Source organism: Nostoc sp., from assembly GCF_036917135.1.
Classification (GTDB): Bacteria; Cyanobacteriota; Cyanobacteriia; order Cyanobacteriales; family Nostocaceae; genus Nostoc.
In genome coordinates this window covers 1-24105 of the sequence record NZ_JBALEA010000073.1, presented here as the reverse complement: position 1 = coordinate 24105, position 24105 = coordinate 1, and the positions used below count along the sequence as shown (strand labels likewise).

General features: G+C 41.0%; 23 protein-coding genes and 1 other RNA gene. 9 read left to right on the top strand and 15 right to left on the bottom strand.

The window, feature by feature from the left end; all coding sequences use genetic code 11:
• Positions 1–45: 45 nt before the first annotated feature.
• From V7K50_RS22580 to V7K50_RS22555, 6 genes are all read right to left on the bottom strand, one after another.
• Positions 46–1311, bottom strand: a complete 1266-nt coding sequence (locus V7K50_RS22580) for a M16 family metallopeptidase (protein WP_334963930.1) — start codon at positions 1309–1311, stop codon at positions 46–48.
• A 144-nt stretch (positions 1312–1455) separates the two neighbouring features.
• Entirely contained in the window at positions 1456–6894 is a 5439-nt protein-coding gene (locus V7K50_RS22575; protein WP_334963929.1) for a trifunctional serine/threonine-protein kinase/ATP-binding protein/sensor histidine kinase, read from the bottom strand.
• A gap of 113 nt (positions 6895–7007) precedes the next feature.
• A non-coding RNA gene (gene ssrS / locus V7K50_RS22570) (6S RNA) lies at positions 7008–7191 on the bottom strand.
• Between the two features lie 60 nt (positions 7192–7251).
• Positions 7252–8406, bottom strand: coding sequence for a 5-(carboxyamino)imidazole ribonucleotide synthase (locus V7K50_RS22565; protein ID WP_334964029.1), 1155 nt, complete (start codon positions 8404–8406; stop codon positions 7252–7254).
• A complete protein-coding gene (locus tag V7K50_RS22560; RefSeq protein ID WP_334963928.1) occupies positions 8403–8894 on the bottom strand; it encodes a pentapeptide repeat-containing protein in 492 nt (163 codons plus the stop codon). Before V7K50_RS22560 ends, V7K50_RS22565 begins: the two co-directional genes overlap by 4 nt.
• Before the next feature lie 487 nt (positions 8895–9381).
• On the bottom strand, positions 9382–9534 hold the full coding sequence (locus V7K50_RS22555; RefSeq protein ID WP_334963927.1) for a lmo0937 family membrane protein: 153 nt from the start codon (positions 9532–9534) through the stop codon (positions 9382–9384).
• A gap of 475 nt (positions 9535–10009) precedes the next feature.
• Here V7K50_RS22555 and V7K50_RS22550 point away from each other — a divergent pair, with 475 nt between their 5' ends.
• Positions 10010–10333 carry a hypothetical protein gene (locus tag V7K50_RS22550; RefSeq protein ID WP_334963926.1) on the top strand — a complete coding sequence of 108 codons (324 nt, stop codon included), beginning with the start codon at positions 10010–10012 and terminating at the stop codon, positions 10331–10333.
• Between the two features lie 118 nt (positions 10334–10451).
• Here the strand turns inward: V7K50_RS22550 and V7K50_RS22545 are convergent, their stop codons facing one another.
• Complete coding sequence (locus V7K50_RS22545; protein ID WP_334963924.1) at positions 10452–10937, bottom strand: protein tyrosine phosphatase family protein; 486 nt, start codon at positions 10935–10937, stop codon at positions 10452–10454.
• 648 nt (positions 10938–11585) lie between these two features.
• Between V7K50_RS22545 and V7K50_RS22540 the strand changes: the two genes are divergently transcribed.
• Both V7K50_RS22540 and V7K50_RS22535 read left to right on the top strand, forming a co-directional pair.
• A complete protein-coding gene (locus tag V7K50_RS22540) occupies positions 11586–12080 on the top strand; it encodes a GNAT family N-acetyltransferase (RefSeq protein WP_334963922.1) in 495 nt (164 codons plus the stop codon).
• Between the two features lie 113 nt (positions 12081–12193).
• A complete protein-coding gene (locus V7K50_RS22535) occupies positions 12194–12802 on the top strand; it encodes a TetR/AcrR family transcriptional regulator (RefSeq protein WP_334963920.1) in 609 nt (202 codons plus the stop codon).
• Between the two features lie 14 nt (positions 12803–12816).
• Here the strand turns inward: V7K50_RS22535 and V7K50_RS22530 are convergent, their stop codons facing one another.
• Together V7K50_RS22530 and V7K50_RS22525 are read right to left on the bottom strand one after the other, a co-directional pair.
• The gene (locus tag V7K50_RS22530; RefSeq protein WP_334963918.1) at positions 12817–13515 is read right to left on the bottom strand and encodes a gamma-glutamylcyclotransferase; all 699 of its coding nucleotides are present in this window, start codon (positions 13513–13515) and stop codon (positions 12817–12819) included.
• A gap of 295 nt (positions 13516–13810) precedes the next feature.
• On the bottom strand, positions 13811–14560 hold the full coding sequence (locus tag V7K50_RS22525) for an SDR family NAD(P)-dependent oxidoreductase (RefSeq protein ID WP_334963916.1): 750 nt from the start codon (positions 14558–14560) through the stop codon (positions 13811–13813).
• A gap of 127 nt (positions 14561–14687) precedes the next feature.
• On the opposite strand from V7K50_RS22525, the gene V7K50_RS22520 reads away from it, so the two are divergent.
• A complete protein-coding gene (locus V7K50_RS22520) occupies positions 14688–16910 on the top strand; it encodes an FdhF/YdeP family oxidoreductase (protein WP_334963914.1) in 2223 nt (740 codons plus the stop codon).
• A gap of 293 nt (positions 16911–17203) precedes the next feature.
• On the opposite strand, the gene V7K50_RS22515 is transcribed toward V7K50_RS22520, so the two are convergent.
• Complete coding sequence (locus tag V7K50_RS22515; RefSeq protein ID WP_334963912.1) at positions 17204–17653, bottom strand: orange carotenoid protein N-terminal domain-containing protein; 450 nt, start codon at positions 17651–17653, stop codon at positions 17204–17206.
• Positions 17654–17994: 341 nt separating this feature from the next.
• Here V7K50_RS22515 and V7K50_RS22510 point away from each other — a divergent pair, with 341 nt between their 5' ends.
• Genes V7K50_RS22510 through V7K50_RS22500 form a run of 3 tightly spaced genes read left to right on the top strand, consistent with a single transcriptional unit; the run spans position 17995 to position 19337 of the window.
• Positions 17995–18684 carry a Uma2 family endonuclease gene (locus tag V7K50_RS22510; RefSeq protein ID WP_334963910.1) on the top strand — a complete coding sequence of 230 codons (690 nt, stop codon included), beginning with the start codon at positions 17995–17997 and terminating at the stop codon, positions 18682–18684.
• A gap of 25 nt (positions 18685–18709) precedes the next feature.
• Entirely contained in the window at positions 18710–19048 is a 339-nt protein-coding gene (locus tag V7K50_RS22505) for a type II toxin-antitoxin system RelE/ParE family toxin (protein WP_334963908.1), read from the top strand.
• Positions 19041–19337, top strand: a complete 297-nt coding sequence (locus V7K50_RS22500) for a helix-turn-helix domain-containing transcriptional regulator (protein ID WP_334963906.1) — start codon at positions 19041–19043, stop codon at positions 19335–19337. Before V7K50_RS22505 ends, V7K50_RS22500 begins: the two co-directional genes overlap by 8 nt.
• A gap of 124 nt (positions 19338–19461) precedes the next feature.
• Here the strand turns inward: V7K50_RS22500 and V7K50_RS22495 are convergent, their stop codons facing one another.
• From V7K50_RS22495 to V7K50_RS22480, 4 genes are all read right to left on the bottom strand, one after another.
• Complete coding sequence (locus V7K50_RS22495; RefSeq protein WP_334963904.1) at positions 19462–19716, bottom strand: type II toxin-antitoxin system RelE/ParE family toxin; 255 nt, start codon at positions 19714–19716, stop codon at positions 19462–19464.
• A 60-nt stretch (positions 19717–19776) separates the two neighbouring features.
• On the bottom strand, positions 19777–20043 hold the full coding sequence (locus V7K50_RS22490; RefSeq protein WP_334963902.1) for a prevent-host-death family protein: 267 nt from the start codon (positions 20041–20043) through the stop codon (positions 19777–19779).
• Between the two features lie 164 nt (positions 20044–20207).
• The gene (locus V7K50_RS22485) at positions 20208–20726 is read right to left on the bottom strand and encodes a GNAT family N-acetyltransferase (RefSeq protein ID WP_334963900.1); all 519 of its coding nucleotides are present in this window, start codon (positions 20724–20726) and stop codon (positions 20208–20210) included.
• Between the two features lie 218 nt (positions 20727–20944).
• The gene (locus tag V7K50_RS22480; RefSeq protein WP_334963898.1) at positions 20945–22126 is read right to left on the bottom strand and encodes a serine hydrolase domain-containing protein; all 1182 of its coding nucleotides are present in this window, start codon (positions 22124–22126) and stop codon (positions 20945–20947) included.
• Positions 22127–22268: 142 nt separating this feature from the next.
• Between V7K50_RS22480 and fdhD the strand changes: the two genes are divergently transcribed.
• Positions 22269–23111, top strand: a complete 843-nt coding sequence (gene fdhD, locus V7K50_RS22475; RefSeq protein WP_334963896.1) for a formate dehydrogenase accessory sulfurtransferase FdhD — start codon at positions 22269–22271, stop codon at positions 23109–23111.
• A 113-nt stretch (positions 23112–23224) separates the two neighbouring features.
• Positions 23225–23743, top strand: coding sequence for a hypothetical protein (locus tag V7K50_RS22470; RefSeq protein WP_334963894.1), 519 nt, complete (start codon positions 23225–23227; stop codon positions 23741–23743).
• Between the two features lie 173 nt (positions 23744–23916).
• Here V7K50_RS22470 and V7K50_RS22465 read toward each other — a convergent pair.
• Positions 23917–24105: hypothetical protein (locus tag V7K50_RS22465; RefSeq protein WP_334963892.1), on the bottom strand; the 189-nt coding region annotated here is incomplete at its 5' end.

The window sequence follows — 24105 nt, the reverse complement described above, 5'->3', positions numbered from 1 at the left end:
AGCGTCTCGTAGAGAAGGGCAGTACAAGTGCCCGATGCCCCATAACTAACACGGTTTAAGCACAGTAACCGCGTAATTCTCCGGCGATAGATACTGTTTAGCTAACTTTTGCAGTTCTTGGGTATCAAAAGACTGAATCTGCTGGGGATATGTCACAGCTAATTCAGCTTGAGCAATGGTATTGTAATACCCATAAAGCCCCGTTAGCTGATTTGGCGTTTCGGTAGAAAACGCATACTCATTACATAGCAGTCTACGTGTACGGGCAAGTTCCTGTTCACTAATTCCTCTAGTCTGCAAATCATCTAAATGGGCACAAATTAAAGACTCAACTTCCTCCAGATTTTCTGGTTCCAACCAAGCAGTTATTGTAAATAAACTTGATTCCCGTTGTAGAGAAAAACTACTGCAAATTCCCTGTACCAATTGCAAATCTTCTCGCAAATCACGCACTAAACGCGAAGTCCGTCCTTCTGCCAATAACACCGACAACAAATCTAAACCATAGCCAGTACGGATTTCTTCTACTCCGGGTACCAGCCACGCCATCAATAATCGTGCTTGCTCTATGCGTGGTAAACACAGTTCTTGACGGTGAATACCTGCGATCGCTGGCTTTGCCACTTTCTCAAACTGCGGACAATTCGAGCGTTCGGCAAAATCAGCAAATGAACTATTTACCATTTCCCAAGCTGGTTGCTGGGCTATACCGCCGGCAATTACCACCGTCATGTTTTCCGGCTGATAGTGGGCGTGGTGAAAACAGCGCATTGCTTCTGGTGACTGCTGCATCAGTTCTTGCTCAGTACCCAACACCGAACGTCCGTAAGGGTGATGTGGATAGATGCTTTGAATCAGAGTTTGAAATCCTATCCAGTCGGAATCGTCTTGACAAGAGCGAATTTCCTCTAGCACTACATCCCGTTCTCGGCTAAATTCATCTTCTGGAATTGCCGCATTGAGTAGTAGTTCTCCCAAGTAGGGCAGAGTATCTTTTAAATAAGGGGCAGCTGTGGTGAGTGAATAATGAGCGTAATCATAGCTTGTTGCCGCATTACTCACGCCACCCCGGTTTTCAACTTTGGAATCGAACATTCCAGGGGGTAGCGTCGCCGTACCTTTAAAAATCATGTGTTCTAAAAAGTGCGCCATGCCGAACCAAGGTTCTGGCTCTAGGCTGGCTCCAGCCCGCACCCAAACATCTGCCACAACTACAGGAGTGGTGGGAATTTCTTGATGAATAAAAGTTAAACCACTCTCTAGTCGGAAGACTGAGGCTGGAAATACGGTATTAGTTAGTTGTTTTAACAATTTTTTGTAGTTTTAACCACAATTTCAGATAATTTTTTTATCTTAACTCTGAACGATACCTCATTTAGAATCAAGTTATACAGATTTTGTAGAATTGTGCGATCGCTGTTCTTTGCACTACCGAAAAATTAGAAGCGTTATGCATTAAAACACTGGAATCTCAATAACAAATTCTGTTCCTTCACCAAGCACAGAATTGCAACTCAAACGTCCATCATGGGTTTCCTCGACAATTTGCCGAGCGATCGCTAATCCTAATCCGGTTCCTTTCCCAACCTCTTTAGTTGTAAACAGGTGATCAAAGATCCTGGCTCTAATCTCTTCTGGCATCCCCTCACCGTTATCTTTGATGCGAATTGTTACCGTATCTTGGTCATTGGATACTTCCGTGTGAATCAGTATTTGCTGATGATTAGCTTGCAGTTGGGCAAAAGAAAGTCCCTGAATGGAGGTATCTAAGGCATCAATGGCGTTGGCGAGAATGTTCATAAATACTTGATTTAATTGTCCTAAAAAGCACTCCACTGGTGGTAATTTTCCGTATTTGCTGATGACTTCGATCGCTGGACGTTTTTCGTTAGCTTTGAGGCGATACTTCAAAATCAACAGGGTACTCTCAATCCCTTCATGGAGATTACAAGCAACTTTTTCGGCTGTATCGGCTCTGGAGAAGGTACGGAGACTGGTACTAATATCTTCAATGCGATCGCTTGCCACTTTCATCGAACTTACTAGCTTTGGTAAATCTTCAGTCAGGAATTCTAAGTCAATTTTTTCGCTATGCTCAATGACTGCGATCGCTGGATTGGGATAATGTTGTTGGTAGCATTGGATATGAGCAAGTAAGTCTTGAGTATACTCTTCGGCATTGCTGAGGCTGCCTTTGAGAAATCCAATCGGATTATTAATTTCATGTGCCACCCCAGCAACTAAATTGCCCAAGGTTGCCATTTTTTCATTTTGCACCATCTGTAATTGGGTATGCTCAAGTTCTTGTAGCGATCGCTCTAACTGTTGGGCATAATTTTGAGATTCTTGATAAAGACGGGCATTTTCTAGAGAGATGGCAGCTTGAGCGCATAGCAGTTGGATAACTTCGGTGCGATCGCTCGTAAATGCACCAATTGTCAAAGGATTTTCTAAATATAGCAGCCCGATAAGTTTACCCTGATTTAATATCGGCGTACACAACACACTCTTAGGTTGTTGCTGGATGAAATATGGATCGGCAATAAAATTAGTTTGTGCTGTTACATCATCCAGCACAACAGTTTTTAAGCTATTTTTAACAAAGTTTACCAGTGTAATGGGAATGCCTTCGCTGGTTGACAATGGTACAGATCCCAGAGTAACTCCTTCATTGATGGTGGCTACAGCTTCAACCACTAAGTTGTCTTGTTGGAGTACCAGTAGCGCAGCTTTTTGTGCCCCAGCATTTTCCATCACCACTTGCAAAAGGCTAGTGAGCAACTGCTCTAATTGAATTTCACTGGAGAGAGCTTGTGAGGCTTTAAAGATGGTAGCAAAATCGATGGCTTCAGAAATACTGGTGCTAGAAAGATTTGTGTGGATGGTTTCATGTGGAAATGATGATCCATCAATGGTTGAACTCAGTTGAAAGCGATGATGCTGCCCTTGTAAGATGGGAGCCAAGAGTTGAGGATAACGTTTTTCTAAATCCTCAGTTTTGGCTTTAGCGCCCCAACGAGCATAGCAGTAATAAGCTTCCTGCATATAAACTTGAGCGATTTTTTCTTTGCTACAGTCGAGGTAGAACTTGGCAGCTAGCTCATTGCTCAAGGCTTCTTCTTGAATATATTCATTTTCTTTCGCAAGATAAATGGCGCGATCATATAGTTCCATTGCTTTGTTTTTTTGCAACAAAATTCGATGCCGTTCTGCTTCGACTAAGTAAAATTTGTGTTGATGGTTCATTGGGGCATGATGCGCCCATTTTTTCAGCTTTTTTTGATGAGACGTTACTTTTTTCAGAATCTGTTTTTGCTCGGTAGCTGTTGCTGTTGCATAGAGAGTTAGTTGGGTTAGCGCCTCATAAAAATAAACTATTGGGACAATTGCCGCCGATGTTACCCCATCTAAATAGGTGATTGCCTTAATTGCTGCCTCAGATGCTTCGGTATAATTTTCAAACAGGTAGCAAAGTATTAGTTCATTGGCATAGCTAAAGCTTAATCCCGTGCGATCGCCTGCTTGCTCTTGTAATGGGCGAATAGTTTGGGCATCATAAACAACACCTGATAAGTAACAGGTATTAGTAGATCCCAACAAATTCAAAATGGCTTGACGAAATGAATTAATATATGTCTGAGGTTTTTCTTGTCTAAAATTGCTGTAGACTTCAGCATAATCACCCATCTGTTTTTCTAATTCAGTCAATTCCTGCCCCATCAAATATCCATGAAAACTACAGGTATAGCTAGCCCAAGCAGCATATTCAATATCTCCTGTTTCTAACCCCACTTGATAGGCTTCAATTAAAGGTGCAATTGTGTCTTGAAGGGATTGATGCCAGTGATTAATAAATGTTTGAACAATGAAGAAGGTTCTAGCTTTGAATTCCTTACTATGGAATTTTTCGAGAACTTGTAATGCTAATTGACCAAATTTATAACCTGTCTCAATATTTCCCAGAATGCCACACTCAATTAATCCATACCAGGCATAACCGAATGCAGATGCTGCCGCATTGCCGTATTGCATTGATAAATTGACTTCGCTCAAAATGATTGGTGGCAGTAAATCTGGACGAGCAATATAAGCCGTTGAATTTGTACTAGCCAGAATTCGGATTGCTGCCAGTTCTTTGCCCCCTGTCATGTCAGGTAAATCAATCAAACTTAAGGGAGATTTACCTAAAAATCGTAATTTTGTTTGAGCTAAACTGAATAAAGTTTGCGTTTGATTCGCTTGATGAGATAGTTTGACACCTAAGAGATTTAGCAGTGCGATCGCAGTTTTAATCGAATCATCAAAACGACTCTGAGCTAAATAAGATTGGATTTGGATTTCAATCGCTTTCACCCGATCTAGTAAGACGTTAGCATGTTGTTGCACTTGCTTAACAAATTCTTCTACCTGCTCAAACTGTCCCATAAGATAGGCTGCTGAAGCCGCTTCTTCATACAAGGATAATGTGAGCAAATACTGTTGTTGCCAGCTATCTGTTCTTAATAGCTGAATACCGCAACTGATATATTCGATTGTATTAGCATAAGCAGTGGATAATTTAGCTTTTTGCCCAGCCAGTAAATTTAACTGTGCTAATTGATCTCGGTCAGACTGTTGAGTGATTAGCTTTACACCAATATTCAATTGATTAACAATCTCAAAGATTCTCTCTTCCTGCTTCTTAACAGGTATTTTTCTTAATAGCAGTTGACCAATTTGCAGATGGATAGATTGCTTTTGTTCTTCTGGTATTAACGCATAAGCTGCTTGTTGAACGCGGTCGTGTAAAAATTTATAGTTTACAGTTAACGAACTTTGTAATAAATCCTGTGTTTCCCGCCCGACATAGAATTTGTAAACTTCACTTTGTGGCAAGATTAATCCCTCTTGTAATGCCTTCCAGAGAAATGTTGCTGTTTCAGTTTCGGAATTTTCCGAAACCATTGCCAATGTTGCCAAATCAAATTGATTACCAATACAAGCCGCTAATTTTAAAACATTCTGCGTTGATTCTGGCAATTTTCGCAACTGTAATACCATAAAATCAACCACATCATCTGTTAGGGATAACGCCTTCACCTGGGCAATATTACACTGCCAGCTTCCGCTCTCTAAATCAAATTTAATTAGCTGGTCTTGATGCAGCGCTTTGAAAAATTGTGTACTAAAAAATGGATTACCCTTGGTTTTCTGATATACTAATTCTGTTAGTGCGTATGTAACTTTTAGTGAACAGTTTAGGGTGTCAGCAACGAGTTGATTTAAACTTGTTTCACTCAGAGGAGCTAATGTAATTTTGTTAATGTTAGCATTGGCTTTGGCGATTTCATCTAATGTCAACATCAATGGATGGGCAGGAAAAACTTCATTATCTCGATAAGCTCCAATTAATAATAAATAGCCTGATTTTGACTCATTCATTAGTAACTGGATCAACTTCAGCGATGCTGAGTCTGCCCACTGTATATCATCTAAAAAAATGACTAGGGGATGTTCTTTCGTAGTGAATACTTGAATAAATTTTTGTAATAATAAATTAAACCGATTCTGAGCTGCACTTGCTGAAAGTTCTGTTGCCGGTGGTTGTTGACCAATAATTTGTTCTAGTTCGGGAATTACCTCAAGAATAACTTGCCCATTTTCACCCAGCACTTGTAAAATTTTATTTTTCCAAGTTGACAAATGGGCATCACTTTCACTCAATAATTGCCCCATTAAGTCTCGAAATGCTTGCACAAAAGCAAAAAAGGGAATATTCCGATTAAATTGGTCAAATTTGCCTTTGATAAAGTAGCCCCTTTGCTGGACAATGGGTTTGTGAACTTCGTTAACAATTGCCGTTTTACCAATACCAGAAAAACCAGCCACCAGCATTAGTTCTACCCCTCTCAGTCCCTCAGGGGGGTTGGTAACGCGGTCAAAGGCTTTGAGGAGAGTTTCAACTTCATGCTCACGGCCATAGAGTTTTTCTGGGATAATAAAGCGATCGCACACATCCCGTTGAGCAATTGAGAAACTGACAATTTTCCCCGTTTCCTTGAGTTGAGCCAAACAATTTTCTAAATCATATTTCAACCCAAATGCACTCTGATAGCGGTCTTCGGCATTTTTCGCCATCAATTTGCTGACAATAGATGAGAGTACAGGCGCAATTTGGGGATTAATCTCATGTACTAAAGGCGGAAGTTTGGCAATATGACAATGTACCAATTCCATCGGATCGTGTGATTTAAATGGTAATTGTCCTGTTAGTAACTCGTAAAAAGTTACACCTAAAGAATAAAAATCGGTACGGTAATCAATCCCCCGATTCATCCGTCCAGTTTGCTCTGGAGACAAATAACCGAGTGTCCCTTCTAGCACATTTGGACTCATCAGAATTTGAGTTTCTCGTGGCAACAGAGATGCAATACTAAAGTCAATTAACTTAACTTCTTTAGTTTCTGGATTAATTAAAATATTGGCAGGTTTAATATCTTTGTGAATGATCCGATTACGAATTAGAATATCTAATGCATTACACAGTGCGATCGCAATTGGTAAAAACTCTTGTAGAGACGCGATATATCGGGTCTCTACAGAGGTCAAATAATCTTTGAGAGAAATTCCCCCAAAGTCTTCCATCACTAACGCATAGCCATTCTGATAGGGTTCCAGACTATAGGTTTGGATGATTCCAGGTAGATTCAAATTTTTGGCGATGGTGAACTGGTTGCGAAACTGTACCAATTCACTGAAGCTGGGATAAACAGTTTTCATCAGCTTAATCACCACAGATTTTTGGTCAGTTTTTCGATTAGCACGATAAACTAAGGTTCTGGAACCATTGTAGAGTTCTTTGCTAACGTGATATCCGGGAATGCTGACCATAAGACTTAATTCTTGAAACCTCATTATCTAGGTTTCCCAAAAACATGGCAATTTTTACTGTCAGTTCGCTCATTTTAAACAGACTTCACATAATTAAAGCTCCCAAATTCTAATTGACTTTGGGAGCTAATAATTTTAAGTTCACCGCGACGCCGTTTTACCTAAGTTTATGACCTGGGTTTATCCAGGTGGGAACCTAAATTCCTCGTTTAAAGTTTCCGGATACATGCCCGGTATACTGCCACGAGAACAGTTGACTCCCTTGTCATTAAAGGCATAGATCAAAAAACTTGATGGCAGTCACCAACGTCGTAGTGCAACTCACTCATTATAGCTTTTCAAAAGATGTTGTGTGTTCTACATCGAAAGTTTATGTTCAATTTACCTGGGATACCAGATAGATTCTATGGTACGGGCGATGTGGTACGCGGATTCTCTATTCTGATTATCTAGCAAAACGGTGACATGTCCTAACTTTCGCCCCGGACGTGATTCTGTCTTCCCATACCAGTGAAGGTGCGCTTGGGGAATTTCTGCTATTTGTTGACGCTGGCTTTGGTAATCGCTGTGAGAATTTTCATATCCCAGTAGGTTCACCATCACAGCGCCAGCGCACTGCAAAGCCGGATTTCCTAAAGGTAAGCCAGAAATGGCTCTGAGATGTTGCTCAAATTGAGAAGTTTTGCAGGCGTCAATAGAAAAATGTCCAGAATTGTGGGTACGGGGCGCAATTTCATTTACCAGAATTTTGCCATCAGTACTGAGAAATAGCTCAATTCCAAAAATTCCTACTACTTGTAGGCTATTTAATAGAGTATGTGCGATCGCTTCTATTTGTGCTACTTGATTGGGCGTAATCTCGGCTGGCGCAATCACCCGCCGACACACTTGTTGTTCTTGCTGGGTTTCCACTACTGGGTAAGTGACAATTTCTCCCTCTACAGAACGCGCCGCAATTATTGCTAGTTCTCGTTCAAAAGGGACAAATTCTTCTAACAAGAAAGGTGATTCATTGAAATTTTTTGTTGTAGTTTCATCACTTAGCTTTTGCTGTAAAGTAGCAAAATCCTGAATTATGAAAGTACCTTGGCCGTCATAACCGTGACGGCGAGATTTGAGGACTGCTGGAAAACCGAGATATTCTATTTTTGATTTGATATTTTCCACCTCGTCAAGGGCGAAAAATTGAGGAACTGGTAAACCTAAATCGCGTAAATAGCAACGCTGATGATATTTATCTAAAAGAGGGGCTAAAGCTTCTAATCTGGGACGGAAACAAACGCCTTGCTGTGCTAAAAGAGATAAAGCTTGCAGGTTAACAAATTCGTTTTCAAAGGTGATGACATCGCATTTTTTAGCTAATATTTCTGTAGCACTAGCATCATCTACCGCAGCGAAAACGATTTCCTGAGCAATTGACACGGCGGGGTCGTGTTCGCTAGGAGTTTGTATTACCAATTCTAACCCTAGCTTCTGTGCTGCATCCGCCATCATCCAGGCTAGTTGTCCGCCACCAATTACACCAACACGCTTCATTGACATCCTAGAGAATCACGAGTTTGCACGCCTGTTTTGGAATTCACACCACTGGCTTTACCACACAGTTCTTTGATTTGTGCCCTATCCAAAATTGCATCTGTAAAATCTGCACCGTCTATATTCACATCATTAAATATGGCGCGGAGCAAAAGAGCTTCTTTGAAAACTGCATCGCTCAAATCTGCCTTAGTCAAGTTTACCTGATCAACCATTGCATTCGTTAAATCTGCTCCGTGGAGATTTGCTTTTGTCATCACCGAAGCGCTCATGACTGCTCCGCGTAAGTCAGCGTTTGTAAAGTTAGTCAGTTCCATATTGGCGTTAGAAAACTCCGCAGCTTGCAAACTCTGTCCAGAAAAATCACGTCTTGACAACTCTGCATTGCTAAATGACAGTGGATGAGTCCAGTCTACTGCCATTGCGGGATCAGCCACGCACCAGATAATAATTCCGAGAAGGAACGCCAACCCTTGTTGCCAAAACATATTGAGAGCCAATTTGGTGTCTAATCACTGCATTTAAGCTTACCGCATTTGAATATGTTCGTAGTCAGCGATTCATCGCTCAAAACAAGGATTATCAGGACTAAAGTCCTGACTACAAACTTTAATTTATTTACGCCTAGCTACCTAACTCTCCCTAGCTTAATATTTTGTAACGCAAACAGGGTGGATGCGTAGCCTGTGGTAGACATCGCTTCTCACCTTGAGCTAGAGAGTTGCAATATTAGGAGCGATCGCTTTGCCAACACCAAAGGCGATCGCACTTAATGATATGACGTTTTAAGCAACTGAGGTACACACAAATCTTTTTTACCAAGGATAGTAACTTTGAGAACGTATAGCGGTTCCCATTCAGATGCAGTACAACGTTACATCACGAGGTGTAGGGGCACGGCATTGCCGTGCCCCTACGGGTGTACCTCACGTAAACGATAACTGCTATACCTCACCAGGTCGGCAACCACTATCTTCACACATCACGTGCTTTGAAAAAATTATAGATCGCAAGGGCAATAGCCAAAAGCAACACTGCATGAATTAAATTTCCGGCTATATGAAGTGCCAGCCCTAATGCCCAAAAAGCAACCAGTACAACAACAATACCCCAAAGTATACCAAACATATATTTGCTCTAAGTCAAGTAAGTTTTAATTTGCTCATATATCTTACTGCCAGTTTCACTTTGATTCTATTTACCTTCAGAGAGGTATCTAAAATTTAAGTTATCAGAAAAATATTTATATGGACTATGCCTAACCTTGTTGATTTGTTTACAATTCTTCATTTTGAGATTTAAATTTCAGGATATAAAGATTTTTATTAAGCAGTAATACTCACTAGCTTATTTACAATTCTTGACTTTCGATTTTTCAAGTAAAGTTTGTTGTATTTTGAAGTAACTAGCCCCAATAAACTGTTAATCTGTTAATTAATGAAAGCAAAGTTGGAGCGTAATTATATGCGTCTCAACTGCTTAACAAAGCTTAAAATTTTCATAACTAGCCTTCATTTTATAGCGATTAGTTAATTCTTCAGGAATCTCCAAGAGTTTATATTCACCAAGCACACAACTTCCACAAACCGAACTCCCAAACCCGATGATGAATCACTACTCACTTCAATGGATCGAGGCATGGTGCCAAGAAAATGGCTGGACGGATTTATTTGTCGAGCGGCGTAACAACTTTTGGGCTTTCCCTCCGGGTGGGGTAATGCCAGAACCAATTCCAGTTAGTGTTCTCAGATTGATTAAAGCCGAAAAAGGACTGACTTTTGAAGAGCGAATGTGGTCAATATCCGCAGTAGTTGGCACAATCATCGCTGTTGTTTTTACCTTTTGGCTTCAGTCGCCAATGCCATTAGTTTTCGCTTTTGCTTTTAATGCCGTTACAGTGGCTCAATTTGAACTTGAAGATGCCTAAATTCTTATTTTTGGCTTCGCTATTAAAAACTGTTCTTGTTTGTTACTATCAGCAAGAACAGTTTTTAATTTAATGATTTGTATAGCAAGCTTTGTAAAAATTAACAATCACTAATACCTTAAGAACAGCTAGCAGATATAGCTATCTTTGCGTGTTTGTTAACGTAGTCCACAAATAATTGCTTCAATCGGGGACTAACGCTGGCGTGTTCAAAGAATCCAAAGCCTAGATTCCTCGCTCTTGCTAAGGTTTGCTCTGGTGTTAATCCTTCCTGGATAGCGATACTTAAGAGCGCAATTCCAGTTGAGCGCATCCCGGCTGCACAATGCACAACCGCCGGTTTAGGAATTTGTTCCAATATGGTGAGGATTTTGGTAATCACCTCTTCATTCAAATTTTTCAGATCCACCTTGAGTGGAACGTTTTGATAATACAGCCCCAATGCTTCCGCTACTTTTTGCTCATCCTGGGAAAATCCTAGCTCATCAGGCGATCGCAAATTTAGAACTGACTTAAAACCTTCTTGGATAGCTTGCTCAAGCTGTTTGGGTATGATTTGTCCCGTGGTTGTCAAGTTTTCGTTAATCTGTATGGCGTTGATCACATTCACTCCTTTTGACTTTCTAATGTCTTCTGGCTTGCTAAATACTCTGATCAGCAAGCTTTAAGAAGATATTCAAATTAAACACAGCAAAATTAGCCAAATATCATCAGATATTGCTTTATTACTTCAAAATTAGTCTTTGGAAGTAGGCTGTTTTATTGCTTAATCCATAATATACGGTTTCTCGATAGATTCGAAGGTGATTAAAGCTTATTATACTTATTGCCGATGTAATTACCGTAACTTATATTTCAGGAGTTGAGAATTTAGCTAGTTGATGTGTTGTGATGTCTACGATGGTCACTGAGCTTTGTCGTACCACTTGCCTACGGCAAGCTACGCGCAGCGTCTCGTAGAGAAGTGCGGGCTACGCCTCCGGTCATAAGTTACAATTTAAAAGAAATACAGTATAATTCAATACGTTTGGGTTGCGCTTTGCTTAACCCAACAAAGCCCCAAAAATGTTGGGTTTGGTTCCTCAAACGAACCTACACATTTCAAGGTTTTTGGCGCTAACCCAAGCGTATTGCAGTATAATTTCTACATTGATGTATCAAATATTTTCCTGATTCTTTAACTATGAAGTTTGAGTAAGTTTAGATAAGTATTTTAGAGCAGGCATATAATCTGAATGCCAGCCTTGAATAGATGAACACTAACGAAATATCTCTCCGACGTGCCCAAGAAACAGATGCGTGGGTGCTGAGTGCAATTCATATTGCTGCTATCAAAGCTCTACCTGCAACTTTGTACACCCAAAAAGAACTTTTAGCTTGGCGTAATTACCGTGACAAACCTGATGGTTCAAATATCTTGAAGAGTATGAAAGTCGAAACTTTGTGGGTTGCGATGGAAGGAGATGCTGCTATCGGTTTTGCTAGTTTCATTATTGATGAACTCATCGGGCTATATGTCCATCCTCAATATCAAGGTAAAGGAATTGGCCGTGCTTTAGTTCAACATTTTTGCGACGAAGCAATTGAGCAAAGTATCGATAAGGTAATTACAACTGCTAGTCTTTATGCCGAAGGGTTTTATTTACGACTGGGATTTACTGCAATTAAAAGAGCGCCTCATTATTTAAGAAGTGGGGTAGTTGTTCCAGTTACTAAAATGAGTAAAACATTAAGGACTTCCAATTAAAACAAATCTCCAAATTGATAACTGCTAGGATGGCAATACCTTGTTTTACAGAAGGTTAACACAACAACTTTTTCTACATGACCTATTATGTAAGTAAGTACTTGCCAGCACAAATGAATAAAACCATCCGTTCATCAACTCTCACCCGTACACGTTTGATAGAAGCTGCCTCACAGGTATTTGCTAGTTTAGGTGTTCAAGGAGCAACTACCCGTGAAATAGCTCGTGTTGCTGGTGTGAATGAGGTGACTTTATTTCGCCACTTTGCTAGCAAAGAACAACTTCTGGGAGCAGTAATGAAAAATGCTTTGGCACTCCAGACAGAAGCCCTTGCATACCCTGAAGCATGGACGCAGGATCTAAAAATTGATTTAAGACAGTATGCCCATCTCTACAATAATATGCTAGAGGCACAGGAAGATTTAATTCGTACCTTCATTGGAGAGGCTAAACGTCATCCTGATGCAGCGAAACAAGTGATTCAAGAAGCTGTCAAGCCTTTAGGGGAAAAACTCATAGCTTACCTGCAATCGAGTCAGAAACGAGGCATCGTCAGAGCAGACCTTGATCCATTTCCAGCAGTCGATATGTTTACAGGAATGCTGTTAGCTGGAATGCTATGCCGCAGTGTAAAATTCAATCAAGGTAGTTATAGCTGTGAAGACTATATTGAAACCTGTGTAGATATTTTTGTGCGCGGTATCAGTGCCACTCCCCTTTAGTTGTCAATTAAAGTTTAGATTCCCGATGCCGATTGATCTAAAAGTGCTTGTTGTTTTGCCAACACTTGTTTGCGTAACAAAAGTAATTGTCTATCTTTAATGCCTTCTGCCATCAATCCCTCGACAGTTTTCATCAAATAATCAGCACAGGAACCCAATTTTCCTGATGCGGTGGCAATGCTATTAACAGTGGTTGTTAATGGTATCTGATGAGCGTATCTGGGATGTTGGCGATTGGCAACAAAAGCGATCGCAGGGAATTCCTGCGTACCATCAAACACCTTCACCCAACGAGCAACATAGACACCAGCTAACATCTCTCGTCGCCAAATCAGCAGTAATTCCGATGGGACATCAGCAGCAGCAATGCGATAAATAATACCACGACAACTACCGCCGCGATCGAGTCCTAAGAGTAATCCGGGATTTTTGGGAGTACCGCGACCGAGAATCATCCATGTACAAAAGCGCCGATGCCAACCATAAATGATCCCAGAACGGCGCTCTGCGTATGTAATTAGGGGATTCCATATCAGTGAACCGTAGGCAAATATCCAAATATCAGAATTCGGTGGTTGCTGTTGTAGTGCTTCATCGAGCGATCGCTCTAACTCATCTTCGCTCAGGGTAGTTAACTTGATTCCAGAGTGTGATGCATCTAATAGTCTCGTCTGGATGTTTCCGGCTTCGAGGTCGCTACGACTCAGTGACATAATATAGGATATTCAGTAATTTCACTATCAATCTAAGAGGTTGTTTGAAAAGTTGTAAAGTATACTCAAAACCCCGCTTCCATTCCTCTCCCCGAAAGGTCGAGAGGCTTTGAAACCCCCATTCTCTTGTAGGGAAGGGGGGCTGGGGGGTTAGGTTTTTGAGGCTTAGATGTTACCAAAAAAAACTTTTCAAACATCCTCTAAGATAAGTTAATTATCGTATAATTCCCTTTCCCGTTTTAGATTTTAGATTTTAGATTTTCCTTAAATCCAAAATCTAAAATCCAATATTGAATTAATGTTCTTGTCCAGTTGGTCGAATGAGGATTTCGTTGACATTAACGCGCGGCGGTTGCGTCAGGGCATAAACGATCGCAGCAGCAACGTCTTCGCTTTGCAGAGGTTGAATTGAATTGCGTCGTTCTTGAATCCGTTGTTTGGCAACGGGATCGGTAATTTGGTTGTCAATTTCCGTATCCACCAAACCAGGCTCGATAATGGTAACACGAATGTTGTCTTTGTGGACTTCTTGGCGCAATGCTTCCGAGAGGGCATTTACACCCCATTTTGTAGCATTATAAACACCAAGACCCGCCCGCGCTGTCCGGCCAGCCACCGAGGAGATATTGACTATATGCCCGGATTTTTGCGCCTTAAATAGAGGTAAAACAGCGTGAGTGGCATATAGCAGTCCGAGTACATTCAGGTCGAAAGATCGCCGCCAATCTGAGCTATTTCCGGCTTCAATGGTACCGAGTAAGGCAATCCCGGCATTATTCACAAGGATATCGACCGTTCCCAATTCGGCATTTGCCTTTGCCACCAAGTTATTTACCTGGGTTTCATCAGTTACATCGGTGACAATAGGCAATGCCTTGCCACCACTAGCTTCGATACGTTCTGCTAATGCCTGAATGCGATCGCCCCGCCTAGCAGCGAGTACTACTGTTGCTCCAACTGAAGCCAAAGCGATCGCGGTTGCTTCTCCAATTCCGGCTGAAGCGCCAGTGATAATTGCTACTTTTCCTTCTAATTTACCTGTCATCGGATTATCTCACTCTTTAGTTATTGGGCATGGGGCATTAATTATTCCTCTTCTGCTCCTTGCTACTTAAATGCTACTAAAAACGCTAGTCTAAAAGAATCACCACATAGCATCTATTTAGTGTGTCATGTTACCCAAACCCAAGAAATATTGGACACCCCAGCACTGGGCAAGTTGGAAGCCCTTTGGCATTGGCGAACAGTACCCCAACAATTATTGGGAGGTGTTTCGGGCAATTTGGCTATCTCGTGACAAACTACCTTATGCGTGGAATATCCTCGATAAAGGTGTGTGTGATGGTTGCGCTCTCGGAACAACGGGGATGAAAGATTGGACTTTAGATGGTATCCATCTGTGCAATGTCCGATTGCGGCTATTGCGGATGAATACTATGCCAGCTTTTGACCCTGTACTATTAGCGGATGTCTCGCAGTTGCAAAAGCAAAAAAGTGCCCAATTACGAGACTTGGGGCGGCTTCCTTACCCGATGATCCGTCAACGCGGGGAAAAAGGCTTTCGCCGTGTTAGCTGGGATGAAGCTTTAGGGGTAATTAGCGATCGCATTCGCACTACCACACCAGACCGTCTCAGTTTTTATGTTACCAGTCGCGGTACCGTTAATGAAACTTACTATGCCACCCAAAAAGCCGTCCGAGCAATGGGAAGCAATAATATAGATAACGCCGCCCGCATTTGCCATTCTCCCAGCACGGCGGGACTGAAAGCTGCTCTCGGTGCTGCGGCTACCACCTGTTCTTATAAAGATTGGATTGGAACTGATTTATTAGTCTTCATTGGTTCCAACGTTGCCAATAATCAGCCTGTTACCGTCAAGTATCTCCATTACGCCAAAAAAGCTGGAACTAAGATTGTAGTCATTAACACTTACCGCGAACCAGGAATGGAGCGCTACTGGGTACCCTCAATTGTAGAAAGTGCTGTTTTCGGTACAAAGTTTGCCGAAGACTTTTTCTTAATCAATATGGGCGGGGATATAGCATTTTTGAATGGCACTATTAAACATATAATTGCTAACAACTGGGTAGACCAATCATTTATAGATTTGCACACAGTTGGCTTTGCTGAACTCAAGGCATCCTTAGAAAGCCAATCTTGGGAAGAATTAGAGCGGCTTTCTGGTACATCCCGCGAGTCAATGTCCGCCTTTGCCAAAATGGTCAAAGAAGCGAATAAAGCCGTATTTGTTTGGAGTATGGGCATTACCCAACATGAATGCGGTGAAGATAATGTGCGAAGTATCATCAACTTAGCTCTCACCAAAGGTTTTGTTGGTCGGGAAGGCTGCGGTTTAATGCCAATTCGCGGACACTCTGGGGTGCAGGGTGGTGCAGAGATGGGATGTTACGCCACAGTATTTCCTGGTGGTAAATCTATCACTCCAGAAAATGCTGCCCAATTGAGTCAACATTGGGGCTTTGAAGTGCCAGCAACTAAAGGTTTAATTGCTCCAGAAATGATTAACGCCGCACATCAGGGAGAATTAGATGTATTATTTTCCGTGGGCGGGAATTTTTTAGAAGTACTGCCAGAACCAGATTATGTGGAAGCGGCGCTGAAGCAAATACCCTTGCGGGTACATATAGATATTGTTCTTTCCAGCCAAATGTTAGTAGAACCGGCTGATACTGTGGTACTTTTACCTGCGACGACTCGCTACGAAATCCCAGGGGGAGTCACAGAAACTAACACCGAACGTCGGGTAATTTTCAGTCCAGAAATTCCGGGTTCACGCATTGGAGAAGCGCGTCCAGAGTGGGAAGTATTTTTAGAATTGGCAAGGCGGGTAAAACCAGATTTGGCAGATAAGCTGATGTTTGCTGACACTGCTGCTATCCGTCAAGAAATTGCTCAAGTTGTCCCCCAGTATGCTGGTATTCAACACTTACAGCAAGCTGGCGATCAATTTCAGTATGGTGGCTCACATTTATGCTTTGGTTGGAATTTTCCTACAGCCGATGGTAAAGCACACTTTGGGGTATTATCGCCACGCCAAAGAGAATTACCAGAAGGTTATTTTTTATTAGCAACCCGCCGGGGCAAACAATTTAATAGTATGGTGCAGGAACGCAAGGATGCCATTACTGGGGCAATGCGAGAGGCGGTACTAATGAATGCTGCTGACGCGGCACAGTTGGGTTTAAAAAATGAGGATAAGGTAATTGTGAAGAATGAGTTAGGTGAGTTATCCTGTCAAGTCTATATTGCCCCAATTCAGTCAAGGAACTTGCAAGTACATTGGCCAGAAGGGAATGTGCTGTTAGATAAGAGTAAGCGATCGCTCGAAGGTGTACCTGATTATAATGCGATCGTGCGGTTGGAAAAAATCTGAATCAAGTCTCATTTTCCCAGTTTTAACACTCCCAGCAGCATATCCATTAACTTGCATCAAGACTACCGCAGAGATACTCATCTTTGCGGTAGTTCTGAGTTAATCACTATTAAAGTAGAGCAAAATGCCCAGGTCTAGCTTACAGCAGTTTTCATGTATTTGAACCACATCTGTCGTAGGGGCACAGCATTGCTGTGCCCCTACCGCGTGGTCTATTTACCTGAAAATAGCTGTAATTTGTGACTTTCAGTTATCCCCAATTCTAGATAGCTATTGAGAGTTCTTAAACTTACCTAACCCATCGCTTCCACTGCACTCAGCATGAAATTAATCCGTTGCTCAAACTCTAAATTTTTGACCAATGCGACAAATTCATCCGTTTCACCAGGAAGTTGATAGTCGGACGGCACTTGGATGATGGTTCCATCCTCCATTCCTTGTGCTAGCAGAAACCAAACGTCTAATTTGGCATTGGGACTTAGACTATTATAGGTTTGGCTGATATCGTTAGCTGCACCATTAATAATGTCGCGTTGTGCTTGCAGTTGCTCTTCTTTAGACAAGTCCAGGAATTTATCAAACACTGCTTTGGCAAGAGCTTCAACGCTTAGAGGAGGTGCTGGTTGTAGCTGCTCTTTAAGATCGAGATAACCGAACCAAAGTAGGGCTAGCTGAGTATCTACATCAAAGCGTTGAAAGGTTTCTAAAGCTGGTCTTGTTGCTTCATCAACTGTGTAAGTCATAAAAAACTCCAACTAAGTTAAGGGTATTCTGATTTCCTCAGTGACTCACTGAGAAAATTGCTTTCAGTACTTCATACAACTTAACGAACAAATGCAGATAGATAACCCTACTTAGGGTAGGTATAGGACTTATTACATAAGACAGATAAAGATAACTGAAATTGCTAGTTACAAAAATGCCTGCTTCGATGTATATGAAAGCTAAGTAACGTCTTTGACTCTAAGCGATCGCTCGAAGGAGTTCCTGATTATAATGCAATAGTACGCTTAGAAAAGCAAACCTAATATTAACGCTTGACCACTGCTACGCTCAATTTCATATCACTCCAAAACTTGCAGCCATGTCTGTCGCCAAAGATTTTGAAACCACAGAAGATGTGATATTTCCACCAGGGGATTTAGAAAGTAACGAACCACCATTGGAAACATACCTACATTTGCAGCAAATGCTGTTATTGATCAAATGCCTTGATTGGTGGTGGCGAGACCACGACAACTTTTTTGCTGCCGGCAATCTTAGCATTCATTACAGTCCACGCCAGCATAAATCCCAAGACTTTCGGGGGCCAGATTTCTTTGTTGTATTGGATACTGAACGTAAACCCCGTGATAGTTGGGTTGTTTGGGAGGAGGACGGCAAATATCCTAATTTGATTATAGAACTGCTTTCAAAGTCAACGGCAGCGATTGACAAAGGCTTAAAAAAACAAATTTATCAAGATATCTTTCGCACCCCGGAATATTTCTGGTTTGACCCCAGAAATCTAGAATTTGCTGGGTTTATTTTGTTGGGTGGTACTTATCAACCGATTGAACCCAACCCACAAGGATTGTTGTGGAGTCAGCAGTTAAGTTTGTATTTGGGCGTTCATGAAAACCAATTGCGCTATTTCAATGCGGAAGGACAGTTAATGCCTACACCTGAAGAAATTGCACTATCGGAAGCGGAACACGCCGAACAAGAAAGACAAAAAGCGGAACGCCTAGCAGCAAAGTTGCGAGAATTGGGTATTGACCCAGATACGATTTAAAGTATGTAGACTTACTCTAAAAATTATGGAAGCTCAACCAAAGGAGGTTAGGAATTATTTAACATATAACGGTATCAATCCTTTTTTTGAGTGGTTTGACTCTTTGCGAGATAGAAAAGCAAAGGCTAAAATCAGAGCAAGGCTTGACCGAGTAGAAGCAGGTAATTTTGGTGATTGTAAATCAGTGGGAGATGGGGTTTTTGAACTGAGAATAGACTACAGTTCTGGTTATCGCATTTACTTTGGGCAAGAAGGGTCAGCAATTATTATTCTTTTGTGCGGTGGTGATAAAAGTACTCAAGAAAAAGATATTGATAAAGCAAAAGAATATTGGGAAGATTATAGGAGTAGAGATAATGCCTAAAAGTGCAAGCTATCACGAAAAACTGATTGAAGACCTCAAAGACCCATTAGAAGCAGCAGCTTATATTGAAGTTGTCTTAGAAGAAGGCGACCCGAAAATGTTAAGTAAGGCGCTGAAAAATGTGATTGAGGCAAAAGGTGGAATTGAGCAATTTTCTGTGCAATTTAACCAAGTTTATGACCAACTCGAACACATATTATCCGAGAAAGAAGAAATAGAATTTTATTGCCTGAATGCTTTGCTGGATGCGTTAGGGTTGCATTTTGCGGTAACAGTTAAGGTAAGCTGAAAGCCTTAAATGCTAAACTTCATAAGTCTCAATGCAAGAAAAAAGAATTATAACTTTCCCCTCTATTTTCCCGCTTACTACGGGAAGATGACCCTCAGGCGATGAAATATCAAAATTAACTTCTTTACTCAGAGTCTTCACCTAAATCAGATTGGCGACTGTTGCGAACATGAAGAATTGCTACAACATTTTCTTCAACGACAAATAAAACTCGATAATTTCTTCGTTTTCCAACCCAGAGTTGTCGAATTTCACGACCAATCACTGGTGCTTCTAGTGCTATACTACAGCGATTAGGAAATTCTTGAAGGGAAGCGATCGCGTCTTGAAGTTCATAATACCAGTTATTGGCTAATTCAGCACTCAGATTGTCGCACATCCAATGATAGGATGTTTCGATTTCTAAGGAAGGCAGTGGGTTGAATCATAACCTGGTAACTCATGGGCGAGGCGGAATGCCAAGTTTGTGTTGTAGGGTTGCCAAGGCTTGTTCAGCAGGAATTCCTTCACCTTGCTCAAACTCATCTAGTCCTTTACGAATACCTACTATCGTTTCTAGATAATCAATGCGTTCTAAGAGTTCTTTGTATGTGGCTAGTGGCTGTTTTTGGGCTGTTTTGAGTGATTTCAAAAACCCAAGTAGATCCTCTAGTAGTTCGTTTGGAGTGTTGTCAATTTCTTGTAATAGCAATTCTTTGATCGTCATTACAGTTAATGGATGAGACTTATATTTATAGTATAGCGATGCCTGCGGCGGTAAACTATGAACACTCTAAATTTTCCCAGAGAGAAGAAATAGAATTTTATTGCCTGAATTCGCAGTTAATTGTGAAATATTTGACTTTCTCAAACTCAATTAATATTAATCTATCAGGATTTGCGGTACTGGACTTCGTGGTTCAATTCATATTGGTTAGACTCAACATTTTTCAAAATTTTTGATTTGACAAATCCTAGATTATGCAGCAAAGTTATAGAACGGTGATTTTCTACATCAACTTCAGCACGAAAAACAAGATTTTGGTATGTCTCAATTAAATAATTAATCATACACTTCACCGCTTCACGTGCATAACCTTTTCTCCAGAAATTAGGGAAAAGCACATATCCAAGGATTGCACTATTATCTATAGTAATTGTTGCCTGAACATATCCAATGTAGCATTTCTCTACAACAGACCAGACAGCCCAATTCAACCAAATCTCTGTTCCATCTGGTGATTGACGACGTGCCAACACTATATAGCGATCGCGAAGCGATTGAATGCTTTGTGGTCGCACATCTTCGATAAATTTGTATATACTCGCACTCTGTAATCCATTAAAAAGTAGTTCGGCATGATCCGGTTTTAGTGGTTCTAAACAAAGTCGTTGAGAGTATATTTTCATCTTGTAATCTAGATGTGTGCTAACAAGCTACACCGAATACTTTAGACTAACTCATCTTCAACAGAAACCAGCAAAGCCAAAAGCAAAGCCAAAAGCTCTACTTATTTTACTAGATCAATGTCAAGATATTATTTGAGTTTCAATTTATTGTCAAATATTTGACTTTAGCAAGCTCGGTTAATTTAGCATTTTCTCACAAATGATTTAGGATTACTATATCATTTATTCTCAACAACATCTAGACCTGTCCTAGCTACTGATTTAATATCAACATCCTGATTGTTTAGCAGCACTATTATGGTGGTATTTTGATTGGGGAGATATGCAAGCAATGTTGTGAAGCCATAAGCTATACCACTATGCCCAATTGCTTTTGCTAAAGGAGATGAAAACCGTTCTACACCTAACCCATAGCTATAACCTTCGCCATTATCTTTAAATTTCAGCATTTCTTTCATCATCTGCGACGAAAGTAAGGTTTTTTTGACAAATAAGGCTTTGGCGAACTTGGCTAAATCCTCTGCTGTTGAAACCAATCCGCCATCTCCTAAACCATTGCCATCATTGACTTCGGCGTAGCTCTCTAGCTTACCACGCTTATGGCGATCGCCATAACCTGTAGCCACTTCTCCAATTGTCGGTTCGCGCAGTTCCGTGAAGGTATGTTTTAATCCTAATGGTTTTAAAATCTGACTGCGGATTGCTTGGGCGAGAGTTCCTTTGGTGATATTTTCAACAATCAGTTCCAAAAGAATGTAGTTACCATCTGTATAAATAAATTTTTCTCCGGGATTTGCACGCGGTTGTTCTTGATACATATACGGAATAGCTTCTCTAGCTGTCCAAGGGTGTGAGCGACTTCTTTTGGCTGTAGCTTGAATAAACTCTTTTGTTTCTAGGTATTCTGCAATACCACTGGTATGGTTGAGCAGTTGACGAACTGTAATTTTGTCGCTGTTGATAATATGAGGACTGATGTCTCTTGGTAAGTAGGTTGCGATCGCCCGATCTAATTCTATCTTCCCTTGCTCTACTAATTTCAGCACAACCACCGCCATAAAAGTTTTACTCATACTGGCAATAGAAAAGCCATCTGTGGTTTTCATCCGGGCTTTAGTTGACAAGTCATTTACACCAGATGCTCCTAGCCAAGAACCTTTAGGTGTAGAAATATACATGACTCCCCCAGGGATTTTCTGTTCTACAACTATCTCATTTAAAAGTTTCTGTAGTCGAGAACTTTTTCCGACAGTGGAGGTAGATATAACTTGTTTAGCAAAAGATTTTTCAATTACTCTCTGACTAATGTTATTACCCACTAAGTATCCTGCAAAACTCAGGGAAATTACGAAGACTATTGCCAATAAAATTTTTCTGAAAACCAAAAATTTTAGGTTCATTTTACTTCCTAAACAGAAACCTAGCGATCTTGCTCAACGGCACAAAGTAGTTGGTGAGCATCAAAGAGACATCTAATATACAAATAGCATTACTCTGTTTCCAGATTAGTATCAAAATTTCAATTCACCAACTCTCATAAATATGACAACAACAACTAAAAGCAAAACCAAAGCCACTGTTTGGGTAATGGAAAAAGGTCAAGTCCGACCTCGTTTAGATCATCTCACTACTGAAGAGCCTTTAGAAATTCGTCTTGTTCCTTTCCAGAAGACGGTAGCTGTAACTATGCGGACACCAGGAGCAGATTTTGAACTGGCTGCTGGTTTCCTTTACAGTGAAGGAGTCGTTAGCCGCAGAGAAGATATCCGACGGATAAGTTACTGCGTAGATGAATTAGTGGATGGTGAGCAACGCCATAACATCGTCAATGTAGAACTACGGGATGGGTTGATTCCAGACTTACAGCCATTGGAGCGTCATTTTTACACTAGTAGCGCCTGTGGGGTGTGTGGTAAAGCTAGCCTTGAGGCTTTGCGTCTGCGGGGATGTCCAGTGATTCCTTCAGGGCCAACAGTAACACCTGAGATCATTTACAGTTTACCAGACAAGCTCAGGGCTGCTCAAGGTATCTTCACTGCTACAGGGGGTTTACACGCTGCGGCTACCTTTGATACTCAAGGACAACTGTTAAACCTATGGGAGGATATTGGGCGACACAATGCTTTGGATAAATTGATTGGTACAGCTTTGCTCAGTGATGAGTTGCCTTTAAATAATTGTATTGTGCTGGTGAGCGGACGCTCTAGTTTTGAGATTTTGCAAAAGTCTGCAACTGCTGGAGTTCCCATTGTCTGTTCTGTTTCCGCTCCCAGTAGTTTGGCGGTGTCTGTTGCCGAGGAGTTCGGGATTACCTTAATTGGATTCCTGCGCGGAGAACGGTTCAATATTTACACTGGTTTGCAAAGAATAATCGGTGCTGAATAACACGAATTTATTTTTTTCATTCCTCAGTAATTACCCTGACTTTAATTTCGCCAATTAATTAGTAAAATCTAATACGATATCAAATCAAATTCAATATTTCTTCGGTTACGAGTATGATTTCGTTTAGACCTTTAATTTTGATTCTAGGCACAAGTATTAGTTTACTGCCTCTGTTGTCCAACTGGTGCGTCCAAGCACAAAATCAATCACAAAACATTGAGCTAAAACTTTATATTGAAAACGAGCAAAAACAAAGCTGTCCAGACAAAGTGATTGTCACTCAAAAACCCCATCCTTATCAAGAAGGTAGTTTTTCCACAGATGGCTCTGTTAACCTGAGTGCCTATGCCAGTAACATCTCTGTTCAAGCCAGTAATAGCTTTAGTGTTACATGGGTTGGGACACTAAAGCCTAAATATGCTAAATGCTTTGCTTCTGCTGGAATGACTAAGGTTGATGGAGAAGACTATTCTGGAAAGATTAATTATTTACGGATGCACTTTGTTAAAGGTAAGGTTTACTTCATCTTAGATTTGGCTGGCGGCTATGATCCTAATGATTATCCTCTAGCAGTGCTAAAAAACAGTTTCAAGAATGGCAATCCTACCTGGACTTGGGGTGGAACTGACTAGTAAGCTGTTCCACATTTAAATTGCATAATTAGGGCGGGCAAGATGCCCACCCCACAAGAGTTATATTAATTTTCATATTTGCGGTGCGTAACGCTGGTTTGACAAAGCTAAATTGCTGCAATCATGGAAACCCATTTATTGTATTTGGGAACCCATTTATCGTATTTGGGAACTCATTTATCGTATTTGGGAACCCGTTTATCGTATTTGGGAACCCATTTATCGTATTTGGGAACCCATTTATCGTATTTGGGAACCCGTTTATCGTATTTGGGAACCCATTTATCGTATTTGGGAACCCATTTATCGTATTTGGGAACCCATTTATCGTATTTGGGAACCCATTTATCGTATTTGGGAAC

What these genes read in the sequence shown, in the direction of transcription:
- V7K50_RS22540 (WP_334963922.1), top strand. Translation starts at nt 11,586, where the DNA reads ATGAACACTAACGAAATATCTCTCCGACGTGCCCAAGAAACAGATGCG.
- V7K50_RS22480 (WP_334963898.1), bottom strand. Translation starts at nt 22,126, where the DNA reads ATGAACCTAAAATTTTTGGTTTTCAGAAAAATTTTATTGGCAATAGTC.
- V7K50_RS22500 (WP_334963906.1), top strand. Translation starts at nt 19,041, where the DNA reads ATGCCTAAAAGTGCAAGCTATCACGAAAAACTGATTGAAGACCTCAAA.
- V7K50_RS22485 (WP_334963900.1), bottom strand. Translation starts at nt 20,726, where the DNA reads ATGAAAATATACTCTCAACGACTTTGTTTAGAACCACTAAAACCGGAT.
- V7K50_RS22525 (WP_334963916.1), bottom strand. Translation starts at nt 14,560, where the DNA reads ATGACAGGTAAATTAGAAGGAAAAGTAGCAATTATCACTGGCGCTTCA.
- V7K50_RS22555 (WP_334963927.1), bottom strand. Translation starts at nt 9,534, where the DNA reads ATGTTTGGTATACTTTGGGGTATTGTTGTTGTACTGGTTGCTTTTTGG.
- V7K50_RS22510 (WP_334963910.1), top strand. Translation starts at nt 17,995, where the DNA reads ATGTCTGTCGCCAAAGATTTTGAAACCACAGAAGATGTGATATTTCCA.
- V7K50_RS22530 (WP_334963918.1), bottom strand. Translation starts at nt 13,515, where the DNA reads ATGTCACTGAGTCGTAGCGACCTCGAAGCCGGAAACATCCAGACGAGA.
- V7K50_RS22575 (WP_334963929.1), bottom strand. Translation starts at nt 6,894, where the DNA reads ATGAGGTTTCAAGAATTAAGTCTTATGGTCAGCATTCCCGGATATCAC.
- fdhD (WP_334963896.1), top strand. Translation starts at nt 22,269, where the DNA reads ATGACAACAACAACTAAAAGCAAAACCAAAGCCACTGTTTGGGTAATG.
- V7K50_RS22505 (WP_334963908.1), top strand. Translation starts at nt 18,710, where the DNA reads ATGGAAGCTCAACCAAAGGAGGTTAGGAATTATTTAACATATAACGGT.
- V7K50_RS22535 (WP_334963920.1), top strand. Translation starts at nt 12,194, where the DNA reads ATGAATAAAACCATCCGTTCATCAACTCTCACCCGTACACGTTTGATA.
- V7K50_RS22470 (WP_334963894.1), top strand. Translation starts at nt 23,225, where the DNA reads ATGATTTCGTTTAGACCTTTAATTTTGATTCTAGGCACAAGTATTAGT.
- V7K50_RS22565 (WP_334964029.1), bottom strand. Translation starts at nt 8,406, where the DNA reads ATGAAGCGTGTTGGTGTAATTGGTGGCGGACAACTAGCCTGGATGATG.
- V7K50_RS22515 (WP_334963912.1), bottom strand. Translation starts at nt 17,653, where the DNA reads ATGACTTACACAGTTGATGAAGCAACAAGACCAGCTTTAGAAACCTTT.
- V7K50_RS22495 (WP_334963904.1), bottom strand. Translation starts at nt 19,716, where the DNA reads ATGTGCGACAATCTGAGTGCTGAATTAGCCAATAACTGGTATTATGAA.
- V7K50_RS22490 (WP_334963902.1), bottom strand. Translation starts at nt 20,043, where the DNA reads ATGACGATCAAAGAATTGCTATTACAAGAAATTGACAACACTCCAAAC.
- V7K50_RS22560 (WP_334963928.1), bottom strand. Translation starts at nt 8,894, where the DNA reads ATGTTTTGGCAACAAGGGTTGGCGTTCCTTCTCGGAATTATTATCTGG.
- V7K50_RS22520 (WP_334963914.1), top strand. Translation starts at nt 14,688, where the DNA reads ATGTTACCCAAACCCAAGAAATATTGGACACCCCAGCACTGGGCAAGT.
- V7K50_RS22550 (WP_334963926.1), top strand. Translation starts at nt 10,010, where the DNA reads ATGATGAATCACTACTCACTTCAATGGATCGAGGCATGGTGCCAAGAA.